This is a genomic window from Cobetia crustatorum, assembly GCF_000591415.1.
GTDB lineage: Bacteria > Pseudomonadota > Gammaproteobacteria > Pseudomonadales > Halomonadaceae > Cobetia > Cobetia crustatorum.
Window position 1 is genome coordinate 95,487 of record NZ_JEMF01000016.1, and the last position, 26,000, is coordinate 121,486.

Here is a 26,000-nt window from a genome sequence, read left to right on the forward strand (position 1 = left end):
TGACGCTGACTGTCTCTATATTGCCGGCGCCCTGACGTATTCTCGTAGGGTGGATTTACCTTCCCGTTGTTTTTCGCGCAATGCGTTACAGGTTGGCCGCGCTTCGGCGTACGGCCGAGGAAATGGTCATGCCCCGTCACCTGCTACTGATGTCCCTCGCTCCCTTGCTTGGCCTTGCGTTACTGGGGATCGGCAACGCCATGCTGACCTCGCTGGTGCCCCTGCGCCTCTCGGCAGGAGGGGTGTCCAGTGAAGCGATCGGACTTATCAGTTCCGCCTATTACCTGGGGCTTGGTCTCGGAGCATTGATCAATGATCGCCTGCTCCTGCGCATCGGTCATATCCGTGCGTATGCCTGTTTTGCCTCGTTGGTCGCAGTCGCGGCATTGGCGATGGGCTTGAGTGATCACCCTGTCGTGTGGTTCTTGCTACGGATGATGATTGGCTGGTCGCTGGTGGGTGTCTATCTGGTGATTGAAAGCTGGCTGTTGAGTGCATCAGACCCTGCCGTACGTGGCCGGTTGTTGGCGCTATACATGATCGTGCTCTACGGCGCAGGCGTACTGGGTCAGCTATTGCTGGGCGTCACGGCAGTGCTGAGTCTGGAGTCTGCCTTCATGTTGGTCGCCATGCTGGCGGCCGCTTCGGTGCTGCCGCTGGTACTGTTGCCGCGTGTTTCACCCTTGATCGAGCAGTCCGAACCGTTGAGTCCATGGCGTCTGATTCGTATCACGCCGACAGGGGTCTTTGGCTGCCTGGCGTCGGGAGTGGTAGTGGCAGTGCTTTACAGCTTGCTGCCGCTGGCACTGAGCGATGTCGCGGCAGGAGAGGTGGCGCTGGGGACTGCTGAGATCGGTCAGCGAATGGCCTTGGTCGTATTGGGTGGAATGTTGCTGCAATACCCCATTGGCCGCTGGTCAGATAGTCATGATCGTCAGCAGGTGTTGATCATCCTGTCGGTCGCCATCGTGGTACTGGCAGGGCTACTGATGGGGCCTGCAAGCGAAGGTGGTGCGCAACTGGTGACCCTGTTCATGCTGGGTGGTGCCGCCTTTACGCTTTATCCGGTCGCCGTCAGTCATGCCGCGGACCGCGCGCCTGCAGGCGCATTGGTACGCATGAGCCAAGGGCTGCTGTTGATCAATGCAGTGGGTTCGACGTTGTCGCCGCCAATCGTTTCGCTGCCGATGGCAGGAATGGGCGCGATGCCCGGCATGGCACTGAGTCTGGCGGTGATGGGTGGTGTGATGTTGACCTTCTTCGTCTGGCGCCGAGTGATGCGCCCGGCACCCCAGCCATTGGCACCTTTCGAGACGCATGCGCCGCAGACGCCGCTGGGTACCGAGCTTGCTGTCGGGCCTGAGTTGCTTGAAGCCGCCGAAGAGCACCTGCGCGATGCTGAGGCGAATGACCCGTTGGTTGAGGTCACGCGTGAGCTAGTGGCCGATATGCCGGAGTTGATCACCGAGACATCGCTGGACAGCCTTGAGGAGATCGAGGTCAAGGAAGCACAGGTACTGCAGGGCCAGCAGGCGCTTGATGAGCAGCACCTTCAAAAGGGGTAGACGCCTCATGAAAAATCCACGATGTCTTTGCGTGACTGATTTGCGTGACTGATTTGCAGGACTAGCGCGATGGATCGACCAGATTGCCCTGCGATGCATTACGTCGGAACCAGCCAGTCACGCTAGCGCGTGACTGGTGAGTAGGCAGCACCTCGTGGGGCACCTGTTCCGATAGAAAGCATACGAAGGTGCCTGCCTCGGGCGTGACACGTGCAAGTGCTCGGCTGTCATCCTGTGGGTCATACAGCACTATCTCGCCACCGCCATCGGCTGGCCATTGCTCGTTCAGATACAGCACGCTCGAGATCAGGCGATTGCCACGCCCGCGAAAGCTATCCAGGTGCTTGCGATAGAAGCTGCCGACGGGGTAGTGAGAGAAGTGCGCCTCGTACTCGAACAGACCCATGTAAAGGGCACGATTCAGTTCATCCTTGAGTACATTCATCGCCTCTAGATAGGCCCGTTGCGCACGTGACTCGCGATCTAGCCAGCGGATGGCATCGCCGCGAATGTCAGGTCGAAGATCATGTTCGTGCCCACGGCCGATGCCCGCTGCGGTCAAGCGTTGCTGCGTTTCCAGTGCCAGCAGTTCACCGTTCAACTGACGAGTCAAGTGCGCCGGCAAAAAATTCGGGCGCACGCTATAGCCATGCTCGACCAGCTCGTCGATCAGACAATTTAACGCGATAGGGTCCAGCAGAGAGGCGGGGGCGGCAGGCATTGTGCGCTCCGAAGATGGATAGCATGGGCGAGGAGTTATAGAGGAGCGCGCATATCTACGCAACGCGCGGGCCGTCTATTTATCAACTACCCGCTAATTAGACCACGGTCGGCGGCTTAGCCAAGTGGGGCTTGAGGGCGCGGTGGTAGATGGCGTAGCGGTGCACCGGCTGGTGGCGGTACCTGCAGACTGATGGTATGACCGAAGCCGATCGCCATCAGCTCTACCAGCATCATCGCCGATAGCCCCCATAGCACCTGGTCAGCTACCCGATAGCTGGGCACGTACCACTTTTCATTGCCCACGGTGATGACATCAGTGTGTTCTCGCTCATCCCTGAGCAGCATGCTCAGCGGCATCTCGAAAATTCGTTCAATTTCGCCGGGGTCAGCTCGCAGTGGCAGGTCTGCCGGAATGCGTCCCACGAAGGGCGTGACTGCCATGCCGTGCAGAGAAATCACCTCACTGAGCTGGCCGAAGATATCGACCTCACTCGGCGGGAGCGCGACTTCCTCCTCGGCCTCGCGCAGCGCAGTCGCCAGCAGGCTGATATCATGAGGCTCGGCTTTGCCGCCGGGGAAGGCGACCTGGCCCGGGTGTTGGGTAAGGTGGTTGGCACGACGTGTGAGTAGCAGCGTGGGTTCTGGGCGATCGATCAGCGCGATCAGCACTGCAGCACGCGGTTGGTCGTTGGTCGTCGAGATGTGCGGGTCATGAGCTTGCAAGCGCTGGCGCAGGGCTTCTAGCATGTCGATTCCTCTGTGGTCTCCATCTTGTGGCGCTAGCGTCGCGTCGGTCAAGGCGAATGCGGATACCTCATAATGGTGGATATCTTGGCCGATAGCGTGGTCAGCAGGATGATCAGCGTCATGATGGTCACCATGACCAGCACTACACCATCAGCAGAGGCCAAAAGGGCTTCACGGGAGAGCGGATGAATTACTGCAGTCACTGTGGCGAGACGGTGCGTCTGGCAGTACCACAAGGCGATGATCGCCTGCGTTATCTATGTGATAGCTGCGGCACTATTCATTATCAGAACCCCCGTATCATCGCCGGGACGTTGCCGGTGCGGGATGGCAAGGTGCTGCTGTGTCGCCGTGCCATAGAACCGCGCTTGGGTTATTGGACGCTGCCTGCTGGCTTCATGGAAAATGCCGAGACGACAGCAGAAGCCGCCGCGCGCGAAACCCGTGAAGAAGCCGGTGCCGAGGTTGAACTAAAGGGCCTCTATACCTTGATTGATCTACCGCACATCAATCAGGTTTACATGCTGTTTCGGGCCACATTGATCAGTGACTTTTCTGCCGGTGTTGAAAGCCTTGAAGTTGCCTTGTTTGCGGAAGACGAAATTCCCTGGCAGTCGCTGGCCTTTCCGACCATGGAAGTGACGTTACGCCGTTATTTTGAAGATCGAGCGCGTGAAGCGCTGGGTGCGACAGGTACTGCAGCGACTTATCCGATGCATACCGAGCAGATCGATCTCGAAACCCGTGAGCGTTTCTTCGCCACCACGTATCTGCCTGAGTCTTGATGTGTCGCAGCTGTTTTCGTGATTTAACCGCGAAGAATGACGGGTTTGGAAGCTTGTCAGAAGGTGGTTTCCAGTCGCCAGCAATCGAAGGCGACTTCCTCATAAGGATGCGCCAGGCGCAGTGCGGCCACGGCGGTGGCGATAATGTCATCTTCACATACCAGCTCTACCTTGATCTCCGTGACGCGCTCCAATGTACCGCGAGTGCCGATGTGTGGGTTAGCGTCCGCCAGTGGGCGAAACTGCCCGTGGCCATAGGTTTCAAAGCAGCAGGCTTCATAGTCGCCAATGCGTCCTGCACCGGTCGCAAAGACGGCCTCCTTGACGCTTTCCAATGCGTCTTGGGGAACAAAGAAAGCCAGCTTGTACATGTCGGGTTCCTCTCTCAAGACCGTGAGCGGATGATCGTGATGCTTGCGCGAGCAGAGCCTACGCCGCGTCCCATGATGATGGCATAATGCCCGCTGCAACGGCCAAGGACACTGCCATGCTCAAATGGATCAATATCTCACTGCTATTACTGCTGGTGCTGCTTCAGTACCGGTTGTGGTGGGGCGAAAATGGCATCACCGAATTATTCGATATTCGGGCGCGTGTGCAACAGCTCTCCAAGGAAGATGCGGTGCTGGATAATCGCAACCAGCGCTTGGGCGCCGAGGTGGTCGACCTCAAGAATGGTCTGGCGGCGATCGAGGAGCGTTCGCGCAACGACCTCGGCATGGTGCGCAAGGACGAGCAGTTCCTGTGGGTACCCAATGTTGCAGTGCCCGAGCGCAAGGCTCCGTCACCCGATGAGGTGGCTGAGGGTGCGCTGGAAGGCAAGGGACTGGAAGAAGGGTTGCCCAAGGTGCTCAATCAATGACGCTGAGTGCCTCTGCTCCGGTAGCGCGCGTGTGGTACCTGGTACCTGCCGCGGGGGTTGGCAGTCGTATGCAGGCTGATCGGCCCAAGCAGTATCTTGAACTAGCACCAGACTGCTGCGTGCTTGAGGCGACGCTTGCCACCCTGCAACGTGCGCTACCCGAGGCCGGCCTGTGTCTGGTGTTGGGGGCAGACGATGACTATTTCTTGCCATCCATGGTGCCGTGGCAGGACTGGTTGCGCGCTGATGGCGGCAGTGAGCGTGCAGACAGCGTGTTGTCAGGCCTTGAATGCTTGAGCGAGGTCGCAAGCGAAGACGATCTCGTGTTGGTGCATGATGTCGCGCGCCCCTGTGTGCGTGAAGAGGATATTCGTGCACTGGTGGCTGCCGCACGTGAGACGCGTGACGGCGCCATTTTGGCGGCGCCAGCCAGCGATACCATGAAGCGTGCCGTGGTCAGCACGGTAGTAGAGAGCCCTCACATCTCGCACACTGAATCACGAGAAAACCTATGGCATGCACTGACGCCACAGGCTTTCTCGCTGGGAGTGCTGCGCACGGCGCTGCGCGACGCCCTGAGCACGAATCCTTCGTTCATCACCGATGAAGCATCAGCACTTGAAGCCTGTGGCCGGTCGCCACTGCTGGTTGCTGGTGCCCGTGACAATCTCAAGATCACCCATCCAGAAGACCTCGCCATGGCCCGCCTGCTGTTGGCGGCGCGTGAGGCACTTGCCAACAGTTCCCGGACGCCTGCCTGACATGACTGACCGCAACGCTATGACTGACCGCAACGCTATGACTGACTCTGCCAAGACACCCTCTGCACAGCCATCCTCTATCCCTGCTACGCATGCAGGCCATGTACCCATGGCGCTACGTATCGGGCATGGCTTTGACGTGCATCGCTTTGGCGAGGGCGACCACCTGATGATCGGCGGTGTGAAGATTGCCTACGAGCGCGGCTTTGTCGCGCACTCCGATGGTGACGTGCTTTTGCATGCCTTGTGCGATGCCCTGCTGGGTGCGTGTGCGATGGGAGATATCGGCAAGCATTTCCCGGATACCGACAGTGAGTGGTCGGGGGCTGACAGCCGCGGCTTGCTGCGTCACGTGGTCGGCCTCGTCAATGTGGCCGGATTCGGTGTGGGTAATGTCGATCTGACATTGATGGCACAGGCCCCCAAGATGGCGCCGCATATACAGGCCATGCGTGAAGTGATCGCTGAAGATCTGCGTGTGCCACTGGCGGTGGTCAACGTCAAGGCCACTACCACCGAGCAGCTGGGATTCACCGGGCGTAAGGAAGGCATTGCTGCCGAGGCCGTAGTGCTGTTGGGTCTACTGCCGACTGAGCGTGGAGGCCAGCATGTCTGAGGCGCTCTTTACGGAGGCACTCGCCGAGCTTCAATCAGCAGGCAGTGAGGCATGGGTCAAGGAAGCTGAGCTGATGCAGCGTTGGCCACATGCGCATGGTGGCCCGCTGGGCGCGGGACATTTTCGTCAATCGCCGGAGGACTTCCAGGTCACCGAGCTGATGGATTTCGTGCCTGAAGGTCACGGTGAGCATCAGTGGCTGTGGGTCGAGAAACGCGGTCTGACCACTGATGATCTTTGCCGTCACCTGGCGAATCTGTGTGAGGTTGCGCCGCGTGATATCGGTATTGCGGGCCTCAAGGACAAGCAGGCTGTGACGCAGCAGTGGGTCTCGGTATGGTTGCCTGGGCGTGAGGCGCCGGCTTCGCTCACCGATGCTCTGGCTGAGCTCGGTGTACGGGTGCTTGCCAGCGTTCGTCACCCGCGCAAGCTCAAGCGTGGCGTGCATCGTGGGAATCGCTTTGCGCTGAGAGTCAGTGGCGAGGCGATAGCGCATCCTGATTTCATCACACGCTGGGAGACCTTGATTCGTGAGGGTGTGCCTAATTATTTCGGTCCGCAGCGCTTTGGCCATCAAGGCCATAACCTCGGGCGCGCCCGAGCGGTGCTGGTGAGAGGTTGGCGCAAGCGTGATGATCGTAGCGGCATGCTGCTGTCGACCGCGCGTAGCTTCCTGTTCAACGAGGTGCTAGGCGCGCGGATAAAATCACGCTGCTGGGCCACGGCGCTGACAGGTGAGGTGTTCTCGCTCAATGGTACCGGCTCTCGTTTCGTGACTGACGGTAGTGAGTCTGCCGAGACGTTGACGGCGCGACTGGCGAGTGGAGATATCCATCCCACTGGGCCACTTTGGGGCACCGGGCGTCTTGAGACTCACTCACAGGTAGCTGAGCTTGAACAGGCGCTACCGAAATGCTGGCCGCAACTATGTACCGGGCTTGAGCAGGCCGGGGTCAAGACGGAGCGCCGTCCGCTGCGTCTTATACCGAGTCAGTCGCGCCTTGAATGGGATGTGACGCCTGTCCAGGCCAGCGACGCCGGCAGTGATGCCAGCGTCTGGCTGTACTTTGATCTGCCGCGCGGTAGCTTTGCGACCGGTCTACTACGTGAGCTGATCACGCATCCGCTGCTGTAATGTCAGTCAGTAGCATCAGTCACGAGGCTATCTTGATCAGTCGCGATGGCCTCGTGACGATCAATCGATACCGATACGATCACCAAAGGGCGAGATGATGCGCAAGATTTTGCTTTCCAATGATGATGGCGTGCATGCCCCAGGCCTCAAGGCGTTACATGATGCGCTGGTGGGGCAGGCGCGTATTCGCGTCGTGGCCCCGGATCGTGATCGCTCCGGGGCCAGTAACTCGCTGACACTCAGTCGTCCATTGATGTTGTCGGCGATGGATAATGGTTTTTATAGCGTCGATGGCACGCCGGCCGACTGTGTCTATCTGGGGGTCAACGGTATCTGGGATGAAAAGCCGGATATCGTGATCTCAGGGATCAATCACGGTGCCAATCTGGGGGACGACGTATTGTATTCCGGTACCGTGGCTGCCGCGATGGAAGGGCGTTCGCTCGGTATGTCGGCGATTGCGATGTCACTGTGCGGCAAGACCCATTTCGAGACGGCAGGGCGCGTGGCGGCAAGTCTGGTCGGTGCCTCCGAAACATTGGCATTGCCGCCGCGCTCGCTGCTCAACGTCAATGTGCCGGATCTGCCGTGGAGTGAGATTCGTGGCTTCCGCGTCACGCGACAGGGTCACCGAGGGCCAGCAGGGGCACCGATTGCCGTGCATGATCCACGTGGGCGCACGCGTTACTGGATAGCACTGGCAGGTGAGGGCATCGATGATGGCGATGACACTGACTTCGCTGCGGTGGCCGCCGGCTATGTCTCCATCACGCCACTGATGACGGACCTGACCTCTCATACTGCGCGACATGACGTTGAACAGTGGCTTGAAGCGCTGGCCTGAGGCGTTGCTTTGTTGAACCGCTCCGACAAAGGGTTAGCTGGCAGGGGCAGTGATTAGCGCCGACAAAGAGTACTTGGCCACAGAATGATCAGAGAACCCGGCGCCAGGGCGTCGGCCGACAGGATGTAAATGGATGCCATGAAGGACGCGTATCAGAACGGTTTTCCTCATTCGCAGTCAGACACAATGCCAGGGCATTCGCTCGACGGTGAGGGTGTACTGCGATTGAGGCGGCCGGACACGGCACAGCTCAGCGGTATTGGCATGACGTCGCAACGGACTCGCGATCGCATGGTGACGCGTCTGGAAGACGCCGGGATTCATGATGAGCGAGTGCTGACACTGATGGCCAAAGAGCCGCGCCATCTGTTTCTCGATGAGGCGCTGGCGCACCGGGCCTATGAAGACACTGCGTTGCCGCTGGGGCAAGGGCAGACACTCTCCCAGCCGTATATGCATGCGCGCATGACGGAGCTGGCACTGGCTGCGGCGCCGCGTCCATCAAAGGAATGCCGCGTGCTTGAGGTCGGTACTGGCTCGGGTTATCAGACCTTGCTGCTGGCGCGGTTATTGGGTCATGTCGCATCGCTTGAACGTATTGCTGCCTTGCACCTGCGCGCTCAGCAGCGGCTTGACTGGTTCGGGCTCGATAACGTGGAGCTGCGCCATGCCGATGGTGGCCACGGCTGGGAAGGGCTGGCAGAAGGCTTTGACCTGATAGTGGTGACGGCATGTGCCTCCATATTACCTCAGGCGTTGCTGAAGCAGTTGGCACCGGACGGTGTGATGATTGTGCCATTGGCCGAAGATGATAGTGATCGCCAATGGCTGACACGAGTGCGCCACGTCGGCGACACTCAGGATATTCAGCGGCTCGAAGCAGTACGTTTCGTGCCGTTGCTCGAAGGAGTGATCAGGTGAAACGAGCATTGAGTGTGTTCTTCAAGGGGGCCGGCATGGGCGCCGCCGATGCGGTTCCTGGGGTATCCGGCGGCACGATTGCTTTTGTAACCGGCATCTATGAAGAATTGATCGATACCATCAAGCGCTTCGGGCCTTCTGCCATTGGCGTATGGCGCAAGGACGGTTTCAAGGCGCTGTGGCAACACCTGAACCTGGCATTTCTGCTGCCATTGGTCGTCGGTATCTTTGCCAGTTTGATCACGGTGGCGCACCTGGTCACCTGGTTGATGGATGCTCAGCCGCTACTGCTTAATGCCTTCTTCTTCGGGCTGGTCGTGTGTTCCGGCGTGATCGTGGCGCGGCGCATGACCGAATTCAAGGCGGGATATCTGATCTGGTTGGCGTTGGGGCTGGTACTGGCTAGCAAGCTGCCAAGCCTGCTGCCTGCCGCGACTGATGGTTCCTGGGTATTGGTGGCAGGGGGCGCTATTGCCATCAGTGCAATGCTGCTGCCAGGTGTGTCCGGTAGCTTCCTGCTATTGACCATGGGCCTGTACGGCACCGTGATGACGGGCATCAAAAGTTTCGATGTACAGCTCATCCTGCTGTTTGGCAGTGGCTGTGCCATAGGCCTCTTTACCTTCTCGCGTGTATTGTCATGGTTGTTTCGTCACCATCACACCGCGACACTGATGCTCTTGACCGGCTTTATCCTCGGGTCGCTGCCGGTACTCTGGCCGTGGCGCACGATTACCGATTACCGTATTGGGCCAAAGGGTGAGCAGGTACCGCTGGACTATCAATTCATGATGCCGGACACCTATACCAGCATCACGGGAGAGCCTGCCCAATTATGGGCCGCGCTCGCTGTGATGCTGGCTGGCATATTGCTGGTCTGGTTTGCCGGAGAGCGCTCCGGCCCAGATGACTCTTCCAAGAATTCCCGCAAGGAGCAGGAACATGCATGACAGGATGAACAAGGGAATCAGGCTGACGCTGGCAGGTCTGGCGTTAGGAGCTTGGCGGCTTGCAGTACGGCTACCACGCGGCCACAGGTTCAGGATCTTACCGGTGGCAATGCTCGCATCACGTCAAACACCTATTCCGTTCAGCGTGGCGATACGCTGTATGGCATCGCTTGGCAGAGTGGGCAGGACTTCCGTGACGTGGCGCGGATGAATGGCTTGAATCCGCCTTACACCCTGCAGCCGGGTCAAACGCTACGTCTGGATCCCAAGGCACAATTGCCAGCGAACGCTAGTGGTACCAGTACCGCCAATGTGGCGGCGGGTACCGGAGTGGTCGCAACGGGGTTAGGCAGTGGTGATAACGGCAATATTACAGGCACGGAAGTGCCGGATTGGTTGGCGCCGGATGAATCCGCGATCGCTCAACAGAAACAACGCTCAGGCCAGGCTCAGTCATTGACCACGGGTGCTGGTGGTGTTTCTTCAGCAGCTACAGGAGCTGCCGCAGCAGCGGGAACGGCGCCAGGCCCGATCTATCAGGAAGGCAGTGAAGAGGCGCTTGCAGAAACTGCCCGTACTGCTAATGATTCCGTGTCTCAGGCCAGTTCTACTGCCTCTAACACGGTCGCTTCCAATACATCGGCTGCAGATTCTGCTGCCTCAAATGTGTCCAATAACGCCGGCAGCAGTGCAGCAGTTGCTCAGGCCGCAGCGCGCAAGGCAGCACAGGAAAAGACAGATCAGGCTGCTGCATCCGCACAAGCGGCGCGTGAGAAGGCTGCTGCTAGCGTGAAAAATACCGACGATACGGTTGAAAAAGGTACGAATGTCGCTGGCGCCACGCCCAAGGCTGTTCCGGCCAAGAAAACGTATGTTCCTGTAAAAAACGTTAACTGGCAGTGGCCTACGCAAGGCGAAATCATCGGCAAGTTTGGTGAGTCCAAGAGTGTAACGGGTGGCATTGATATCGCTGGTCAAAAGGGGCAACCTGTCAAGGCAGCAGGGCCGGGGATTGTGGTTTACGCAGGCAGTGGGGTGCGCGGCTACGGTAACCTCATCATCCTTAAGCACAATAACCGTTACCTGAGTGCCTATGCCCACAATGACAGTCTTCGAGTATCGGAGAATGATGTCGTCGAGGCTGGACAGGTGATTGCCACCTTGGGAGCGACTGACGCCGAGCGCGCGCAGCTGCACTTTGAGATTCGCGAGGATGGGCAGCCGAAAGACCCACTGAAGTTCTTGCCCAACCGCTGATTCCCGCCGCTGCCACAACAACAAGTTCCTGGCATCAGACCAGAGACAACGGGGTATCGACATGAGCATGCTGGAAAAGGATATCGACCAGGCTGAGGCGGAGTTGTCTCTCGATGATGTCGAGGCAGACGATACGCTTGAGGCTGAGGCGGAAGAGGCCGCATTTGAGCGTGCCCTGAACCGTGAGGAGCGCAAGCACTACCAAAGCCTGGACGCGACTCAGATCTATCTCAATGAGATAGGTTTCTCCCCGTTGCTCAAGCCCGAGGAAGAAGTCTACTTCGGGCGTCTGGCTCAGGCGGGTGACCCCGCCGGTCGTCAGCGCATGATCGAGTCGAATCTGCGCCTGGTGGTCAAGATTGCGCGGCGCTACCTGAACAGAGGCTTGTCGCTGCTTGATCTTATCGAGGAGGGTAACCTCGGTTTGATTCGTGCCGTGGAGAAGTTTGATCCCGAGCGCGGGTTCCGTTTCTCGACCTATGCGACCTGGTGGATTCGTCAGACTATCGAGCGAGCATTGATGAATCAGACGCGTACCATTCGTCTGCCGATCCATGTCGTCAAGGAACTCAATATTTATCTGCGGGCAGCGCGCCAACTGACTCAGAAGCTTGATCACGAAGCGACGGCCGAAGAGATTGCAGATTTTCTCGACAAGCCAGTAGCCACAGTCAAGAAAATGTTGGGCCTAAACGAACGTGTCTCCTCGGTCGATTACCCTATGGGTGGTGAGAGCGATAAGCCACTGATTGAGACCATTGCAGACGAAAACGATACCAGCCCCGAGTCCAGTCTGGTTGATGTCGACGTCAAGGCACATGTTGATGAGTGGCTGGCGGAGTTGACCGAAAAACAGATGGAAGTGGTGGTACGCCGCTTTGGCCTTCGTGGCCACGAAGCAGCCACGCTTGAAGAGGTGGGCGAGGAGATTGGTCTGACGCGAGAGCGTGTGCGCCAGATTCAGGTCGAGGCGCTCAAGAAATTGCGACGCATGCTCGAGAAGCAAGGACTGTCGCTGGAATCAATCTTCGAGTGAACCGGTGATGTTTTGCCTTCTAATCTGTGACGGCCATCATTGAAACGGCCCGCCCTGAACTTGGGCGGGCCGTTTTCATATTTCCTGATTATTATTCAGGTAAGGTCACTGGTATCAAGGCTTGATTCATGACAAGTGTCACTACTACTTGGCATGCGGCAGTCCTGTTTTCTGCGCGATAGCACGCGTCTCACTGTTGTCCGTATGGAAACGCTGTATCGTGCATAAAGTTAGCCAACTAACTGGACGCCTTGCAGAGCGACGATTAGACTGAGGCTCACTTTTCCACGACCCGCTTGAGCAGGGCTGATGCAGGCAATCAGCCGGCTCGTGAAACACTTTCTTTCACCTTGCTCTGGTGCCTTTTGTGCATCATGCAGGTCACGACTGTCATCGATCAGGAATACGCATAAATGGCCAACATACGCATACTGCCACTGGTGCTAGCGATGGGTTTTACGACTCAGGCTCAGGCTGCCAATCTGCTTGATATCACAAGAGACGCCTTGAGCCATAACGCTAGCCTGTCTTCCTCACGTTCGCTTTATCAGAGCGTCGGTGACAATGAGAGAATCGAGTTGGCCGATTTGCTGCCACAGATTTCTGCCACTGGTTCAGTGTCGCGCACCGATGTCACCAAGAGTTCCATCAGCAGCTCGAGTAGCTCAAGCGGTGAAGGTGACTACACAAGTTCTAGTGTCACGGTGAATGCCAACCAGACGCTATTCAATGCGGCAGACTGGTATGAGCTGGCTACCAGCAAGGACACCACGCGTCAGCAAAAACTGTTGCTGGATTCTGACCAGCAGCAGTTGCTGTATGATGTGGCATCGGCCTATTTCACCATTCTGAACAACCGTGACATTCTCGATGCGCGTATCGCCCAGGAGAAGGCATTTTCCCGTCAGATGGATCAGGCCAATCAGCAGTTTGAAGTCGGCCTGATTGCGATCACGGATGTTCAGGAAGCAAAAGCCTCCTACGATGACGCACGCGCTCAGCGCATTGCGGCTGAAGCAGACCTGCAGGTGAGTTTCGAGGCACTCCAGCAGCTGACCGGGCAGCAGTACGATTCCATCGATGGTCTGGAAGAAGATCTTGCCATTGAAGCTCCGATGCCGGCTAGCCGCGGCAAGTGGGTAGAAATGGCGCTGTCCAACAATCCGTTGATTGGTGCTGCTCAGAAAGGTGTTGATGTCGCCAAGGGCGATGTGAAGACATCGCGTGCTGGTCATCTGCCGACAGTAGGTGCCTTCGCGACCTATAGCTATGATGACAATGATGCTGATATCACCGGTGGATATCAGGAGTCCAATCAAATTGGTATCGAAGCGTCTCTGCCCATCTACACTGGTGGGCGTACTTCCGCTCAGGTGCGTCAGAGCACTCATCTGCTTGAGCAGAGCCAGTTTGACCTGCTCGATCAGCAGCGCTCCACGACCCAAAGCGTTCGCGCGCTCTATAGTCAGGTTCGCAGCGATGTCCTGACCGTCAAGGCGCGCAAGCAGGCGATTGTCTCTAGCCGTAGTGCCCTGGAAGCGACGCGCTCGGGCTATGAAGTCGGAACACGTAACATTGTCGATGTGCTGGACGCTGAGCAGACTCTTTATCAGGCGCTGGCCGACTACGCTTCCTCGCGTTACACCTACGTGTTGGACCTGCTCAATCTGCGTCAGGCAGCGGGTATCATCGACGTCAATGCCGTACGTGATCTGAACGAGAGCCTCAAGAGCGATCGTCAGGTGTCACTGGTCCTGAATGATGAAGACAGCGAAGAGCTGGAAAGCACTCCCTGATCGGCGCCTGTCACTATCGGCAGTTTATGACGTTGATTGATTCTCATGCTCCCCTGCCGGCCTTGCCTGTAGGGGAGCATGCGTTTGGAGAGCTTCCACTCTGCGGCGCCTCGATAGCTCCGGGAGTATTGGAATTTCCCTTGAGTTACTCCACTCACCAATCGTTCTCGTATCCTGGTGCACAAATAGTTTAAATTACTGTATTTATATATAAAGGCAGGTTGTTAGTTGTATTTTTTGGTATTAGTTTGGTTTTTTATAGCGTGACCTTGGCGCAACAATAGAAAATAATTGAGTGCCGCAAGGCATGACGTTTCTACGAGCGTCCTGCGTTGCCATCAGGTGTTACTGCCCATCCTCCCTACCTCTTGCCCAGGAGTTCTCCATGTCCCGCCCGTTGCGTGCCGATATTGATCTGGATGCCTTGCGTCACAATTATCAGCTCGCGTGTGATCTAGCGCCACGCTCGCGCTCGCTAGCTGTTATCAAAGCAGATGCTTATGGCCATGGCGCGGTAGCATGTGCGCATGCATTGGCAGATCTCGCGCCAGCGTTTGCCGTGGCGACCATCGAAGAGGCACTAGCTCTGCGCGAAGGGGGGATTACGCATCCGGTGGTACTATTGGAAGGCGTGTTTGAGGTCGCAGAGTACACGCTGGCAGCTCAGCATGATTTCTGGTGTGCTATTCACAGTGAATGGCAGCTGGCCGCGCTGGAAGCGACCGAGCTGTCTGTGCCGCTGTCCTGCTGGATAAAATTTGACTCCGGTATGCACCGGCTGGGTTTCACTGCGCCGGAAGCAATTGAGGCCAAGGCGCGTCTTGAAGCAAGCGGTAAGGCGCGAGATTTGCATCTGATGACGCATTTTTCGACTGCCGATAGTCTGACGCCGGATTATTTCCGGCAGCAGTTGGCAGCGGTTCAGAGACTTGCCGAGTCACTCGAGCTTCCGCTGTGCCTGGCCAATTCTCCTGCGACACTGGCTTGTCCAGAAGCTCACGGATCCTGGAATCGACCGGGTATCATGCTCTATGGAGCTGATCCTCTGGAAGGGGCCAATGAAGCCAGTCGTCGTCTCAAGCCCGTCATGACGCTGTCTACCGCCATCATCGCCGTGCGTGAGATCGCCATCGGTGAGCCGGTGGGCTATGCAGGCCGTTTCGTGGCCAAGCACCCCACGCGTATTGGGGTTATCGCCTGTGGCTATGGTGATGGCTACGATCGCCATGCCGTGGATGGCACACCAGTACTGGTAGATGGGCAGGAGACTGTTCTGGCGGGCAAGGTGTCGATGGATATGATGACAGTGGACATCACCGGCATTCCTGAGGCAGAGGTTGGCTCCCGCGTGGTGTTGTGGGGAAAGGGACTTGATGTCAATCGCGTCGCTGCCAGCTGCGATACCATCAGCTATACCCTGTTGACGGGCGTGTTGCCGCGAGTGCCCAGGTTCTATCACGGTGGCCGGTTGAGCATGGTCGCAGAGAGTAGTGTCGAGGCCAGCAGTACACACGCCTGACCTGACGGCGAGGCTTGCACGGTCTACAATGGCGGCCGTTGCCCGCTGAACGAGAGAGTCATGGCCAAGAAGACTTACCCCGAAAGTTTCGCACATCCCCGCTACTGGTCGGCCTGGCTAGGCATCGGGGCCATGAAGGTATCCGCTTTTCTTCCCTGGTGTGCCAAGCTGTGGCTGGGGCGTGGTATCGGTGAGCTGGCTTGGCGCTTTGCCAAGAGTCGCCGGCATATCGCTGATACCAATCTGAAGTTGTGTTTTCCCGAATGGAGTGAGGCCGAGCGTAAACGTCAGGTACGCAAGACATTCCATGCCAATGGTATCGGTATCTTCGAGACGGCCACTGGCTGGTGTCGCGATCCTGAGCACATGCGAGATCGCGTGACCTTCAAGGGCCAGGAGCACATGGAGCGCGCGATGGCGCAGGGCAAGGGAGCGCTGATCGTTGGTGTCCACTTCTCGACGCTGGATATCGGTGGGGCGTTGCACTCGCTATTCTTCCCTGCTGATGCTGTCTATCGCCCGCATGATAACCCGCTGTTTGAGCGCTTCATGACACGTGGGCGCAATAGCTTCTTTGGCGCTGCCATTGATCGCCATGACCTGCGTGGCGTGGTGCGGCGTATCAAGAGCGGTCACAACGTGTGGTACTCCCCGGACCAGGATTTTGGGCGCGATGTCAGTGTCTTTGCTCCTTTCTTTGGTATCGATGCTGCCTCTATCAGGCTGACGGCCAAGATTGCACGCATGACGGGAGCGCCTGTCATGCCGTTGATGTTTCATCGTAATCCGGATAACCGGACCTATACGCTTGAGTATCTGCCGGCGCTGGAAAACTTCCCGAGCGGTGATGAAGTGGCAGACGCTACACGCATCAATGCGTTTATCGAGGGGGCTATTCGTAAGCATCCCGAGCAGTATCTGTGGTTGCACCGGCGCTTCAAGACACGTCCCGAAAAAACCGATCCGTCCCTGTATTGAGGTGATTCATGTCCATTGATCTGTCCTCCCGCGCTACGCTAACTGACGTCGAGGCACGTCTTGCGGCAGGGGATAACTTCGTACTCAATCAGATTGCCGAATGGTGCCCTGACTGCACAGTGCGTCAACGTCCTGCCCTGGCAGCTTTTGATGCTGCATTGGCGCGTGGTGGTTTGCCGCTGGTCACGGTGTGTGTGCAGGAGGTGCGCGATGTCTATCTGAGCGATGCCCATGCGCAACTGAGTGAGCGTATTGGTGGTGCTGGCTATCCGCGTACTTTGCTGGTGCGCAACGGCCAGCCAGCCAGTCGCGATAGTGGCCTCAACCGCGTTGAAGTAATGAGTGAGCCGGAATTGATCGCCTATGCCGAGGCATTGATCGCGGCACTGTAACTCACGTCTTCATTGTCATGAAAAAGCCCCGACAGGCGATGCCTGTCGGGGCTTTTTTGCTTGGAGAGCGGCACTCGATAAGTTACGCCACTTGTCCGAGCTTGCATGCGTGCGGTCAACCGAGTGCAACCTGTCGCGTGCCTACTACAATACGTGCGGCTTACGAAGGATGCTTTCAACCCTATGAGTGAAAAGTAGGTCATATCCTTAACGAGAGTATAACGTTACCTTGACAAGGCTTCATTTTATTACGATATTCACATGCATGGATTGTAGTGATTAGCCATCTGTACATGAGGCTTCACTTACTCGCTTATGAGTGAGTAATGCTTTTTTCTGCTCACATGACATAAGGAATTGCCATGCTCAACTATGCCATTATTTTCCTGATAGTCGCTGTCATTGCTGCGGTTCTTGGCTTTGGCGGTATCGCAGGCACGGCGGCGACCATTGCCAAGGTACTGTTCGTCATCTTCTTGATTCTGTTTCTGGTGTCGTTCTTTAAAGGACGCCGCAAGCCCTGACCCATCCAGGTTTCGCTGTAACAAGAAACGCCCGCATACGGTAATAAACCGATGCGGGCGTTCGTGTTTGCAGTTGCGGCTGTTCTAACCAGATGTGCTGTTTACCAAGGCGTGCTAGGCAACGATAGCTGATGATGGCCAGCCTTGAGGCTCTGCTCGATGAAACGCTGGTCTATCTCGAAGTCTGCCTGGGCAAGAATGGCATCGACTACCTTGTCAGCATGTTGCTGCAGTAGCGCGATATGGCCGGGTTCTGCACCTAACAATGACAGTGTCTTGAGCAGTTCCAGCAATGCCAGGCAGATCGAGAGATCATTGCGACCATAGTGCAGAATCGGTGAGATAGAGCGATAGAGCAGGCTGTCGAATGACTCCATTGCCCAACTGACCCTGACACGCTTTTGATCATCGACGCAGCAGTTGCAAGAGGGCAACAGCATGCGCTCGCTGAGCAGCTCGGTAAGCTGATGCAGGCACAGTCGAGCAGTGCCAGGGTCATTGATGCCGGGGGATAGCGCCTTGATGGCGACTTCCATCAGCTGGGTGAGGCCATGCTCGTGAAGGTCATCGACCGACTCGCCATCCAGATAGCCCAGCGCCGCGCGCAGTTTCTTGATCAGCTCTGCCTGCTGAGCCTCATCGAGTTCATCTCCGGCGCTACTACCTTGTGGTAAGTCCTGCGGCAGGCCATTTGGCCATTCGATGCGCATTAACGGCATGCCGCTGACGATAAAGGCACCGAGTGCGAAGTCCAGATGCACCACCATGTCATGCTCGATGGCGAGTGCGCGCAAGGCGGCGAAATCCACTTGCTGTACATAGCCCCGGCGGCGGGCACGCAGCAGTTGGCAGTGATCATCGTTGCGAGTGACCTCACGATCGCTATAACCGTTGCCGCGGTTACGTTCACGTAGGCGTGAGAGAGAGGCCCGAGTGCGCCCGGCCAGCCGGCGCGCAACAGCATTGATCTGCACCGACTGTGAGGCTTGGTGGATGAAATAGATGAACATGCCCAGGCAGTTGACCATCATCAGTACGCCGAGGTAGACCGCCAGTGAACGCCACAGTGTGGGAGCATCGCCTTCGTTGGGCACCATCAAATTGATCAACAGGAACAGCAGGCTGCCCAGATAATGGCCGAGTACCAGCTGATGATGACGCTCAGTGACGAGTCCTAGCAATAGCTTGTGGGAGAACTGCGCACCAGCCTGAGTGAGAACACTCATCACCATGGTAAAACTGAACACCATCAGCGAGATGAGCCCGCCAACCAATGCTGCCAGCAAGGTACGAGGTGTATCGTGCTCCTTGAAGGTCAGCGCCTTCAGCAAGTCACTGCCGGGTAATGAGGACGGGTCGAGTAGCCCCGCAGGCAATACCGACAATAGCCCCAATGTGATGTAAAGCGTGGCCAGCAAGCTGGGCAAATAGGCAATGCTGGTGGTGTAGGCACGTACCCACATGAGAGGTTGCTGTATCCAGCGGATCATGGGCTTTTCCTGGTCATAAGCTCTTTCTGATCATGAAGTCTTCCTTGAGACGAGGCGCCATAGGGCATGTTATGACCGTTATGACCTGTCACGTCGGCAACTGCAAGGGCGCGGGATGGCAAGACGCCCCCACCGATAGGCCAGTGGAGGCGTCTAGATCAAGCGAGTTTTTCAGATGAACTGATCAAACCTGCTGATCAGGCATCGATACGCTTGTACTTCATGCGCTTGGGCGCATCGTTACCGACACGGGCATGGTAGTCCGCCTCGTAGTCCGAGTAGCTGCCCTCGAAGAGCACGACATTGGACTCACCTTCATACGCAAGGATGTGGGTCGCGATGCGATCCAGGAACCAGCGATCGTGCGAAATCACCAGCGCACAGCCCGGGAAGGCCAGCAGGGCCTCTTCCAGTGCACGCAGGGTCTCGATGTCCAGATCGTTGGACGGCTCATCCAGCAACAGCACGTTGGCAGCTTGCTTGAGGGTCTGGGCCAGCTGCAGGCGACCGCGCTCACCGCCGGAGAGATCAGACAAGCGTTTCTGTTGATCAGTCCCCTTGAAGTTGAAGCGGCCTACATAGGCGCGCGACGAGACTTCATGGCCGTTGATGTTGAGGATATCCTGACCGCCGGAAACCGCTTCCCAGACCGTCTGATTATCTTCCAGGCCATCACGCAGCTGCTCGACATAGGCAATCTTGACGGTTTCGCCCAACACGACTTCACCGCTGTCCGGCGTATCCTTGCCCGTTACCAGCTTGAACAGTGTCGATTTACCCGCACCGTTACCGCCGACGATCCCGACAATGGCACCCTGCGGAATGGTGAAGGACAGATCATCAAACAGCAGCTTGTCATCAAAACGCTTGGTGACATTGTGCAGCTCGATAACCTTGTCGCCGAGGCGCGGTCCCGGCGGAATGTAGATCTCGTTGGTCTCGTTACGCTTCTGGAAATCACCGGACTGCATTTCTTCGAAGCGATTGAGACGTGCCTTGCTCTTGGCCTGACGGCCCTTGGCATTCTGGCGAACCCACTCGAGCTCCTGCTGGATAGCCTTGTTGCGCGAAGCTTCCTGCTTGGCTTCCTGCTGTAGACGAGCATCCTTCTGCTCTAGCCACGAGGAGTAGTTGCCTTCGAAGGGAATGCCTTGGCCACGGTCAAGCTCGAGAATCCAGCCTGCGACGTTGTCGAGGAAGTAGCGATCGTGGGTGATCGCGACCACGGTGCCAGCGTAGTCGTGGAGGAAGCGTTCCAGCCAGGCGACGGATTCGGCGTCCAGGTGGTTGGTCGGCTCATCCAGCAGCAGCATATCCGGGCTTGAAAGTAACAGGCGGCACAGCGCAACACGACGACGCTCACCCCCGGACAGCACGCCGACATTGGCGTCCCACGGTGGCAGGCGCAGCGCTTCTGCAGCCACTTCCAGCTTGCGCTCGAGGTTGTGAGCGTCGGAGGCCTGAATCAGATCTTCCAGCTTGGCCTGCCGCGACGCGAGGACATCAAAATCGGCGTCCGGTTCGGCGTAGGCAGCATAGACCTCATCAAGCTCGCTCTGGGCATTCTTGATGTGAGCGAGCGATTCCTCGACGCACTCGCGTACGTTCTTGGAATTATCGAGCTCCGGCTCCTGGGGCAGGTAGCCGACATTCAGGCCCGGCATGGGACGAGCCTCGCCGTTATAGTCCTGATCGACGCCGGCCATGATGCGCAGCAGCGAGGACTTGCCGGAGCCGTTGAGACCGAGTACACCGATCTTGGCACCCGGGAAGAAGGACAGCGAGATGTCCTTGAGGATCTCGCGCTTCGGAGGGACGACCTTGCCCACCCGGTTCATGGTATAGACGTATGAACCTGTTTTACCTGTTTTGTCACTTTTGGACATAACTTATTACGCCTCTAGGTCAGTTTTCATGGGGCTTTTCACGCAATGATAATCGATCAGGGCAGAAAAAAAAAAGTTAAGCTCTCCTTGTGGGAATCAATGCTCGTTACTATTCTTCAAAAAGTTAAGCATTGAGGAAAAAAATGTGGGCCATAAAATTATTGAGCAAGTAGTTAATGCTGCGCGTAGAAAGTTAATTGTAAAAGATTTCATTCCTATCTATTACCCAAATCTCTATGTAACTTTTGAGTTGTCAGGTAATGCTTTAGAAACTACAAAAAAGTATCTTGAGCACCTGGCTTTATTTGAGGACTTTCTCTCTTTCTCATCTATCGATCTTATTCACCGCCTAGAACAGCGACCAAATTCACAGTATCTAACAGATAGCGAGCTATCTCGTTTTGTTTCAGACGCAGGATTCAGTAAGGAAACTTTAGTCAAGAAGTATGCGGTATTGCGGTTACATCCGATTGCATATAAGTCTGTCGGTAGAATACATGCCAGACAACGTATTGAGACTGTACGCGATTATCTGATTTTTATTTACGAAAAGCTGGGCGATTATCATACTCGTTATGAAGCAGCTGACGATGTTAAGAGGCGATTGAATAGAAAAATTAAGGCTGCAAATCCGAGGTGGAAAAAAAACGCGAATAGATAAGATAAAAGGACTAACAAATTGGCAGCGAGAGCGGCTATTGCAAATTATGCATCCGGACAGTGCCGAAAATCCGTTCTCGGATAAATCAATTAAAATGCGTAACTATATAATATTGCTCTTGGGTCTTGATATGGGACTGCGTCGCTCCGAAATGCTCTTAATCAAAGTCAGCGATATCCAGTGGCATAGTCGCCAGTTATCAGTAGTCAATCTAGAAGATGAAAATATGGATCCACGAACTATGGCTCCACAATTCAAAACGCATGAGCGAGTGCTGGTAATGAGCGATGACCTCTATGAAGCGATTAGTCAATACGAGTCGAAACTTCGGTACAGATATATCCAGACAGGCTCATCACAAGCAAGAAATCATCCATTCTTGCTCGTAGCACATAGACGAAATGAAGGTCAACCTTTAAGCATCAAAGCGCTAGATGGTATTTTTCCTCGAGTAGGCAAGGTGGCGCCTGAGTTGGCTCACATTCATCCTCATATATTGAGGCATGATTCGGTCTACACGATGCTTGAAAGCATGAATGAAGAGCTTGAGAAGCTGACGCCGGAAGACCGTGCAACTCAAGTTCAGAAGACACTCACTTGGATGTTTGGATGGAGTCCTAATTCTAATATGCCGAGTCTCTATGGGGCGAAGTTCTGGAAAGAAGAGGCAGATAAGGCGATGACAAAGCGCGCTGAGAAATTCAAAGTGATTAGAGAGAGAGTTGAAACTGCAATCTATAAGGGATACATAAAATGAAAATTTCAGTTTCAGCTCTTTCGTCACCTACACAAGATTCTCTCGGTACCTGGTTGAACACACCTCGAATCGCTAAATGTGGTGAATTTTTTACTCCCTCTGAACCGATGTGGTGGCCTGATAGGTCATCTCGCAGCTCGATTAATTGGCAAGCGGCAATTGCTAGTGTTTCACCCGACTGGCAACCTTGGTTACATGCCGCATTGGCCTATCGCATGGCAGAGTTATCACAGGGAACTATTGGATTCACTACTTCAATTCTTTCGCGCGCGGCTCAGGATGAGCTAGATCCTCTCGATGAGTTTCATCTGATCGATTTGCGAGAGCGTTTTACTATGGGAGAGTTTTCTACACTTATCGGTTTCATGAGATTTTGGCAGGAGTGTGAGTCGCTTGAACAACGACCATCTCAAGTTCTAATTAATGCTTATGACGCGCTACCAAGAAAGAAGAGGGTCAAGAATGATGTCATCTTACGATTAGATCCTGAACAGGGTCCATTCACGCAGGTGGAGCAGAACGCTCTACATCAGTGGGCACATGAGCAATTCTGTCATGGTCATTTAGATATTGAGCGCTACCTCTATTTGCGCCTAGCTATGATCTATGGTCAGCGTGGTACGCAACTACGCATGATGGTCTTTGATGATTTTATTCAAGCAGAGAGGGGTTACCAAATTCGACTTTTTCGGGCAAAGCAGAGAGGCGATGATGCAGGATGGAGGATGAGGCCTGAGACCTTTAACTTAGATAAAGATCTTTATAAAGTTGTGCAGGTTTATCGATCAATTATTCTCTTTCAGCTTAAGCAGGAATATCCTGTGCGAGCCGATTGGGATAAAGCGATTAAGCATGTACCGCTTTTTCGTCGCAAGACTGATTATAAAAATAACAAGAATAAAGCATCTGTAATAGTTGATATGCCCAATCAACATTTATTAGAGGATTCACCACAGACAAAATTCCATGTTGCCGGTGGAGTTATAAGATACTGGCTTTTTCAAATGGAGAATATGCCAGGTTTCCCCATTTCTTCTCGAACGCACCAGCCTATTAAAATCAGTAGAGGTCATCGCTTCAGGCATACGCTCGGTACCGATCTTTCGAACGCAGGACTAGATGAATGGACGATAGCTAGTGCATTAATGCATTCTAATACACGTACCGTCCGGAAATACAGAGCGGTATCGGCTGAGCTAATGAAATTGATTGATGAGAAAATGAATGATCATCTTGCGCTGGTTGTCAGAGCTTTCACGGGTACTATCGTGACAGATCGTGCTTCAGCTAAAAATGGGGATCGAGCGGACCGCCAAATTGAGGATTTGGCAGTCTGTGGTGCAGATACAGCATGTCATTTAGACGCGCCTTTTACTTGTTACGGGTGCAGTAAATTTCAGCCACTCCTAGACGCGGATCACAGCGCTGCACTTGAACGGCTGGAGCATCGTCGAGCGCAAACTATTGCCACCGATAAAACGACAGGCGTGCTTTGGGACCGTGCCATTCTGGCATGCCGCATGATAATTATCGATTGCAATGAGCTATGTAAGTCAGACAATGAAGGCAGTAATGATGTATGAATAATATTATTGACTTTAAACCTCAGAGCTACCTTAAAGCCACCGCACAATTAGATGCCTTTATCTTATGGGCGAAAGACATCTTACCTAAGGGTATATCTAATAATCGGGTTCACGCGGGGATACGGTGGGATATGGACTCATGGCATAAGTCTGGAATTGCCAGTTGTGCTTTTACTGCGCATGGTTCACCTAAAAATGCGAAGGCGAAGAACAAAATATATATGCAGCCTCCATTTGTAGATTTTGTAAAGGCGCTAATAGTATATTATAGAGTATTTAGAGGAAAAAGTTCAGTGAAGGACTGGCTATCAGTTGCTAAAGTTCTAGAGGTTGCACTGGTCGAATTGTCCGGAAAAAGTGACGTAACAAAAGTATCAGCTGCTATCTGCAATAGGACCTGTGAGCACCTAAAAAATAAATATCCTAGTGGCGATGTTGCATACAAATTCAGTAAAAAACTTGAAAGTTTAATTCGATTAATGATAGATAAGTCATTGCTAGATACATCCTTTCGATGGACTTCGCCATTGAAGATGAAACACTTGGGCACGCTTAAAGAACAGAAAAATAATAGCGACACAAAAATGCCGAGCCGTGAGTCTATTCTAGCCTTAGGTGAACTTTATAATAATAATATGACCAGCCCTCTAGATGTTGTGACTATTTCAGCATGTGTCCTATTACTTAGTCAACCTAGTCGTATCGGTGAATTAGCCGATGTGGAGCACGATTGTGTGTTGTTTAAAGAAGATGTTGAAGGTAATCAGCGCATGTTTCTGCGATGGTACGCAGAGAAAGGTTATGGAGCGACGATTAAGCCTGTTATGGCGGGTATGGAATTACCAGTGGGGCATGTCATTAAGCAGCTGGTATCGATGACTAATGAGGCACGTAAGTATGCAGCATGGCTCGAAGATCATCCCAATGAATTTCCACTGCATGATAATATACGTTTTAAAAAGCAAGACGAACCGCTTTCATATCATGAAGCTTGTATGGCGCTTAAACTTACGCGAAGTAAGCAGAAATCGTATCGGAAAACATTTGATACCTTGTGGCTTGAGCCTTTAGCCAAATACAAAGCAATGAGTCCCGAGGCGCAGGCTATATTTGATGAGATCAAAGCAGGATGGGATACCAGTAATGGGAAACGAGTTTATGTGAATGGAAAGCTTGACCATTACGATTTTAACGATAAAGCTGTTATTACTTTGAGAAAGCTCAATGTGTTAATGCGTGAAAAATATTTATCTAAAGACTTTCCATACACCTCACCTGTAGTAGATGGGAAGCAGCGTGTGGCCTACCGTGACGCGTTGTTCACAGTTCGGACAGGCAGTCTGCCCAATGAGACAAAGAATGCATTCGCAACACAACGTGATTTTGGAGTAGAGATTGCAGCTAACCAAGACCGAATGACAGGACAATTAGGAGGCGCCCAAAATACACAGAGTATATTCGAGCGATATGGATATCAGGGTGTTAAGGTGAAAACTCACGCCTTTCGTCACGAGCTTAATACTGAAATGCATCGGGCAGGTCTTTCACAACTATTGATCGATGCATTTTCTGGACGAACTTCTATGGGCTCGATTTACAACCATGAGACTATCGAGGAACGCACTCAAAGAGTCACACAATACCATCCTAAGACGAACTATAGTAATGCAGCTCAGCGACTAGAGAAATTAAAAACAAATAAACCCTTGCACCTCAGTGATGTGAGAGATCTGTATAGGGACGACCAGGACCGGATCATTCATCAGACTCACATTGGTATCTGCATACATAATTTTGCGTCTGAACCTTGTCCAAAAATGGGAGCCTGCTTAAGCTGTGCTCTACTCGGCTGCGTGAAAGGTGATGATGTGAAGATTGAAAATCTTAAAGAAGAGCGTAGATATCTTAAATACCGCTACGATAAAGCGCTTTCTGCATTGTCTAGCGATATTTTTGGGGCCTTAGAGTGGGTTAAAAAAGTTGGTATGGATCTCTATAAGTGCGACGCGTTGATCCGAACCTTAGAGAATCCTGAACTCGAAAAGGGCGATATCGTCTGGAACATCGATAATGGTTGGACACTGACAAATAATGCTGTGGCAATGGCAGGACTAATCGATATCAAAGTTTTCGAAGAAAAAAATAATCGACAGGGACTGCTGTCATTAGATGAATTGAGTAAAATACTAAATAATATAGAGGTGTAATA

Annotated in this window: 25 protein-coding genes; 20 read left to right on the forward strand and 5 right to left on the reverse strand. The window is 54.3% G+C overall.

Going from position 1 to position 26,000, the window contains the following annotated elements; genetic code table 11:
- Window positions 1–128 precede the first annotated feature (128 nt).
- Window positions 129–1,565, forward strand: a complete 1,437-nt coding sequence (locus BF12_RS0103810; protein ID WP_024951117.1) for an MFS transporter — start codon at window positions 129–131, stop codon at window positions 1,563–1,565.
- A 61-nt stretch (window positions 1,566–1,626) separates the two neighbouring features.
- Here the strand turns inward: BF12_RS0103810 and BF12_RS0103815 are convergent, their stop codons facing one another.
- Together BF12_RS0103815 and BF12_RS0103820 are read right to left on the reverse strand one after the other, a co-directional pair.
- Entirely contained in the window at window positions 1,627–2,286 is a 660-nt protein-coding gene (locus tag BF12_RS0103815) for a 2OG-Fe(II) oxygenase (protein WP_024951118.1), read from the reverse strand.
- Window positions 2,287–2,402: 116 nt separating this feature from the next.
- Entirely contained in the window at window positions 2,403–3,035 is a 633-nt protein-coding gene (locus BF12_RS0103820) for a CoA pyrophosphatase (RefSeq protein ID WP_024951119.1), read from the reverse strand.
- Between the two features lie 185 nt (window positions 3,036–3,220).
- On the opposite strand from BF12_RS0103820, the gene BF12_RS0103830 reads away from it, so the two are divergent.
- On the forward strand, window positions 3,221–3,820 hold the full coding sequence (locus BF12_RS0103830) for an NUDIX hydrolase (RefSeq protein WP_024951120.1): 600 nt from the start codon (window positions 3,221–3,223) through the stop codon (window positions 3,818–3,820).
- Window positions 3,821–3,876: 56 nt separating this feature from the next.
- Here BF12_RS0103830 and BF12_RS0103835 read toward each other — a convergent pair whose 3' ends face one another.
- Window positions 3,877–4,191 carry a YqfO family protein gene (locus tag BF12_RS0103835; RefSeq protein WP_024951121.1) on the reverse strand — a complete coding sequence of 105 codons (315 nt, stop codon included), beginning with the start codon at window positions 4,189–4,191 and terminating at the stop codon, window positions 3,877–3,879.
- Window positions 4,192–4,307: 116 nt separating this feature from the next.
- Between BF12_RS0103835 and ftsB the strand changes: the two genes are divergently transcribed.
- The 14 genes from ftsB (at window position 4,308) to BF12_RS21540 (ending at window position 17,411) form a co-directional block, all read left to right on the forward strand.
- Complete coding sequence (gene ftsB, locus BF12_RS18575) at window positions 4,308–4,682, forward strand: cell division protein FtsB (protein ID WP_024951122.1); 375 nt, start codon at window positions 4,308–4,310, stop codon at window positions 4,680–4,682.
- Complete coding sequence (gene ispD / locus BF12_RS0103845) at window positions 4,679–5,443, forward strand: 2-C-methyl-D-erythritol 4-phosphate cytidylyltransferase (protein WP_024951123.1); 765 nt, start codon at window positions 4,679–4,681, stop codon at window positions 5,441–5,443. The genes ftsB and ispD overlap by 4 nt, the downstream gene beginning before the upstream one ends.
- 109 nt (window positions 5,444–5,552) lie before the next feature.
- Entirely contained in the window at window positions 5,553–6,059 is a 507-nt protein-coding gene (gene ispF / locus BF12_RS0103850) for a 2-C-methyl-D-erythritol 2,4-cyclodiphosphate synthase (protein WP_024951124.1), read from the forward strand.
- Window positions 6,052–7,194: a tRNA pseudouridine(13) synthase TruD gene (gene truD, locus BF12_RS0103855; protein WP_024951125.1), complete on the forward strand. Its 1,143-nt coding sequence runs from the start codon at window positions 6,052–6,054 to the stop codon at window positions 7,192–7,194. The genes ispF and truD overlap by 8 nt, the downstream gene beginning before the upstream one ends.
- A 97-nt stretch (window positions 7,195–7,291) precedes the next feature.
- A complete protein-coding gene (surE, locus tag BF12_RS0103860; RefSeq protein WP_024951126.1) occupies window positions 7,292–8,038 on the forward strand; it encodes a 5'/3'-nucleotidase SurE in 747 nt (248 codons plus the stop codon).
- Window positions 8,039–8,302: 264 nt separating this feature from the next.
- On the forward strand, window positions 8,303–8,959 hold the full coding sequence (locus tag BF12_RS0103865) for a protein-L-isoaspartate(D-aspartate) O-methyltransferase (protein WP_248623616.1): 657 nt from the start codon (window positions 8,303–8,305) through the stop codon (window positions 8,957–8,959).
- Complete coding sequence (locus BF12_RS0103870; protein WP_024951128.1) at window positions 8,956–9,909, forward strand: DUF368 domain-containing protein; 954 nt, start codon at window positions 8,956–8,958, stop codon at window positions 9,907–9,909. Before BF12_RS0103865 ends, BF12_RS0103870 begins: the two co-directional genes overlap by 4 nt.
- 51 nt (window positions 9,910–9,960) lie before the next feature.
- Window positions 9,961–11,166 carry a peptidoglycan DD-metalloendopeptidase family protein gene (locus BF12_RS0103875; protein ID WP_024951129.1) on the forward strand — a complete coding sequence of 402 codons (1,206 nt, stop codon included), beginning with the start codon at window positions 9,961–9,963 and terminating at the stop codon, window positions 11,164–11,166.
- 61 nt (window positions 11,167–11,227) lie between these two features.
- Window positions 11,228–12,202: an RNA polymerase sigma factor RpoS gene (gene rpoS, locus BF12_RS0103880; RefSeq protein WP_024951130.1), complete on the forward strand. Its 975-nt coding sequence runs from the start codon at window positions 11,228–11,230 to the stop codon at window positions 12,200–12,202.
- A gap of 413 nt (window positions 12,203–12,615) precedes the next feature.
- Window positions 12,616–13,998 (forward strand): TolC family outer membrane protein, encoded by a 1,383-nt coding sequence (locus tag BF12_RS0103885; protein WP_024951131.1) that lies wholly within the window; start codon window positions 12,616–12,618, stop codon window positions 13,996–13,998.
- 385 nt (window positions 13,999–14,383) lie between these two features.
- On the forward strand, window positions 14,384–15,517 hold the full coding sequence (gene alr, locus BF12_RS0103890) for an alanine racemase (RefSeq protein ID WP_024951132.1): 1,134 nt from the start codon (window positions 14,384–14,386) through the stop codon (window positions 15,515–15,517).
- A 60-nt stretch (window positions 15,518–15,577) separates the two neighbouring features.
- Window positions 15,578–16,495 carry an LpxL/LpxP family Kdo(2)-lipid IV(A) lauroyl/palmitoleoyl acyltransferase gene (lpxL, locus tag BF12_RS0103895; RefSeq protein WP_024951133.1) on the forward strand — a complete coding sequence of 306 codons (918 nt, stop codon included), beginning with the start codon at window positions 15,578–15,580 and terminating at the stop codon, window positions 16,493–16,495.
- An 8-nt stretch (window positions 16,496–16,503) separates the two neighbouring features.
- A complete protein-coding gene (locus tag BF12_RS0103900; RefSeq protein WP_024951134.1) occupies window positions 16,504–16,887 on the forward strand; it encodes a hypothetical protein in 384 nt (127 codons plus the stop codon).
- A gap of 362 nt (window positions 16,888–17,249) precedes the next feature.
- A complete protein-coding gene (locus BF12_RS21540; protein ID WP_024951135.1) occupies window positions 17,250–17,411 on the forward strand; it encodes a DUF1328 domain-containing protein in 162 nt (53 codons plus the stop codon).
- A 101-nt stretch (window positions 17,412–17,512) separates the two neighbouring features.
- Here the strand turns inward: BF12_RS21540 and BF12_RS0103910 are convergent, their stop codons facing one another.
- Both BF12_RS0103910 and ettA read right to left on the reverse strand, forming a co-directional pair.
- Window positions 17,513–18,901, reverse strand: coding sequence for a DUF2254 domain-containing protein (locus BF12_RS0103910; RefSeq protein ID WP_024951136.1), 1,389 nt, complete (start codon window positions 18,899–18,901; stop codon window positions 17,513–17,515).
- Window positions 18,902–19,098: 197 nt separating this feature from the next.
- The gene (ettA, locus tag BF12_RS0103915) at window positions 19,099–20,787 is read right to left on the reverse strand and encodes an energy-dependent translational throttle protein EttA (protein ID WP_051510714.1); all 1,689 of its coding nucleotides are present in this window, start codon (window positions 20,785–20,787) and stop codon (window positions 19,099–19,101) included.
- A gap of 145 nt (window positions 20,788–20,932) precedes the next feature.
- Between ettA and BF12_RS22300 the strand changes: the two genes are divergently transcribed.
- The 4 genes from BF12_RS22300 to BF12_RS0103930 are packed head-to-tail and all read left to right on the forward strand — an operon-like array spanning window position 20,933 to window position 25,998.
- Window positions 20,933–21,448 carry a hypothetical protein gene (locus BF12_RS22300; protein ID WP_211242390.1) on the forward strand — a complete coding sequence of 172 codons (516 nt, stop codon included), beginning with the start codon at window positions 20,933–20,935 and terminating at the stop codon, window positions 21,446–21,448.
- 46 nt (window positions 21,449–21,494) lie between these two features.
- The gene (locus tag BF12_RS22305) at window positions 21,495–22,205 is read left to right on the forward strand and encodes a site-specific integrase (protein ID WP_248623617.1); all 711 of its coding nucleotides are present in this window, start codon (window positions 21,495–21,497) and stop codon (window positions 22,203–22,205) included.
- Window positions 22,202–23,788: a tyrosine-type recombinase/integrase gene (locus BF12_RS0103925; protein ID WP_024951138.1), complete on the forward strand. Its 1,587-nt coding sequence runs from the start codon at window positions 22,202–22,204 to the stop codon at window positions 23,786–23,788. Before BF12_RS22305 ends, BF12_RS0103925 begins: the two co-directional genes overlap by 4 nt.
- Window positions 23,785–25,998 carry a hypothetical protein gene (locus tag BF12_RS0103930; RefSeq protein WP_024951139.1) on the forward strand — a complete coding sequence of 738 codons (2,214 nt, stop codon included), beginning with the start codon at window positions 23,785–23,787 and terminating at the stop codon, window positions 25,996–25,998. The genes BF12_RS0103925 and BF12_RS0103930 overlap by 4 nt, the downstream gene beginning before the upstream one ends.
- The last annotated feature ends 2 nt before the right edge of the window (window positions 25,999–26,000 follow it).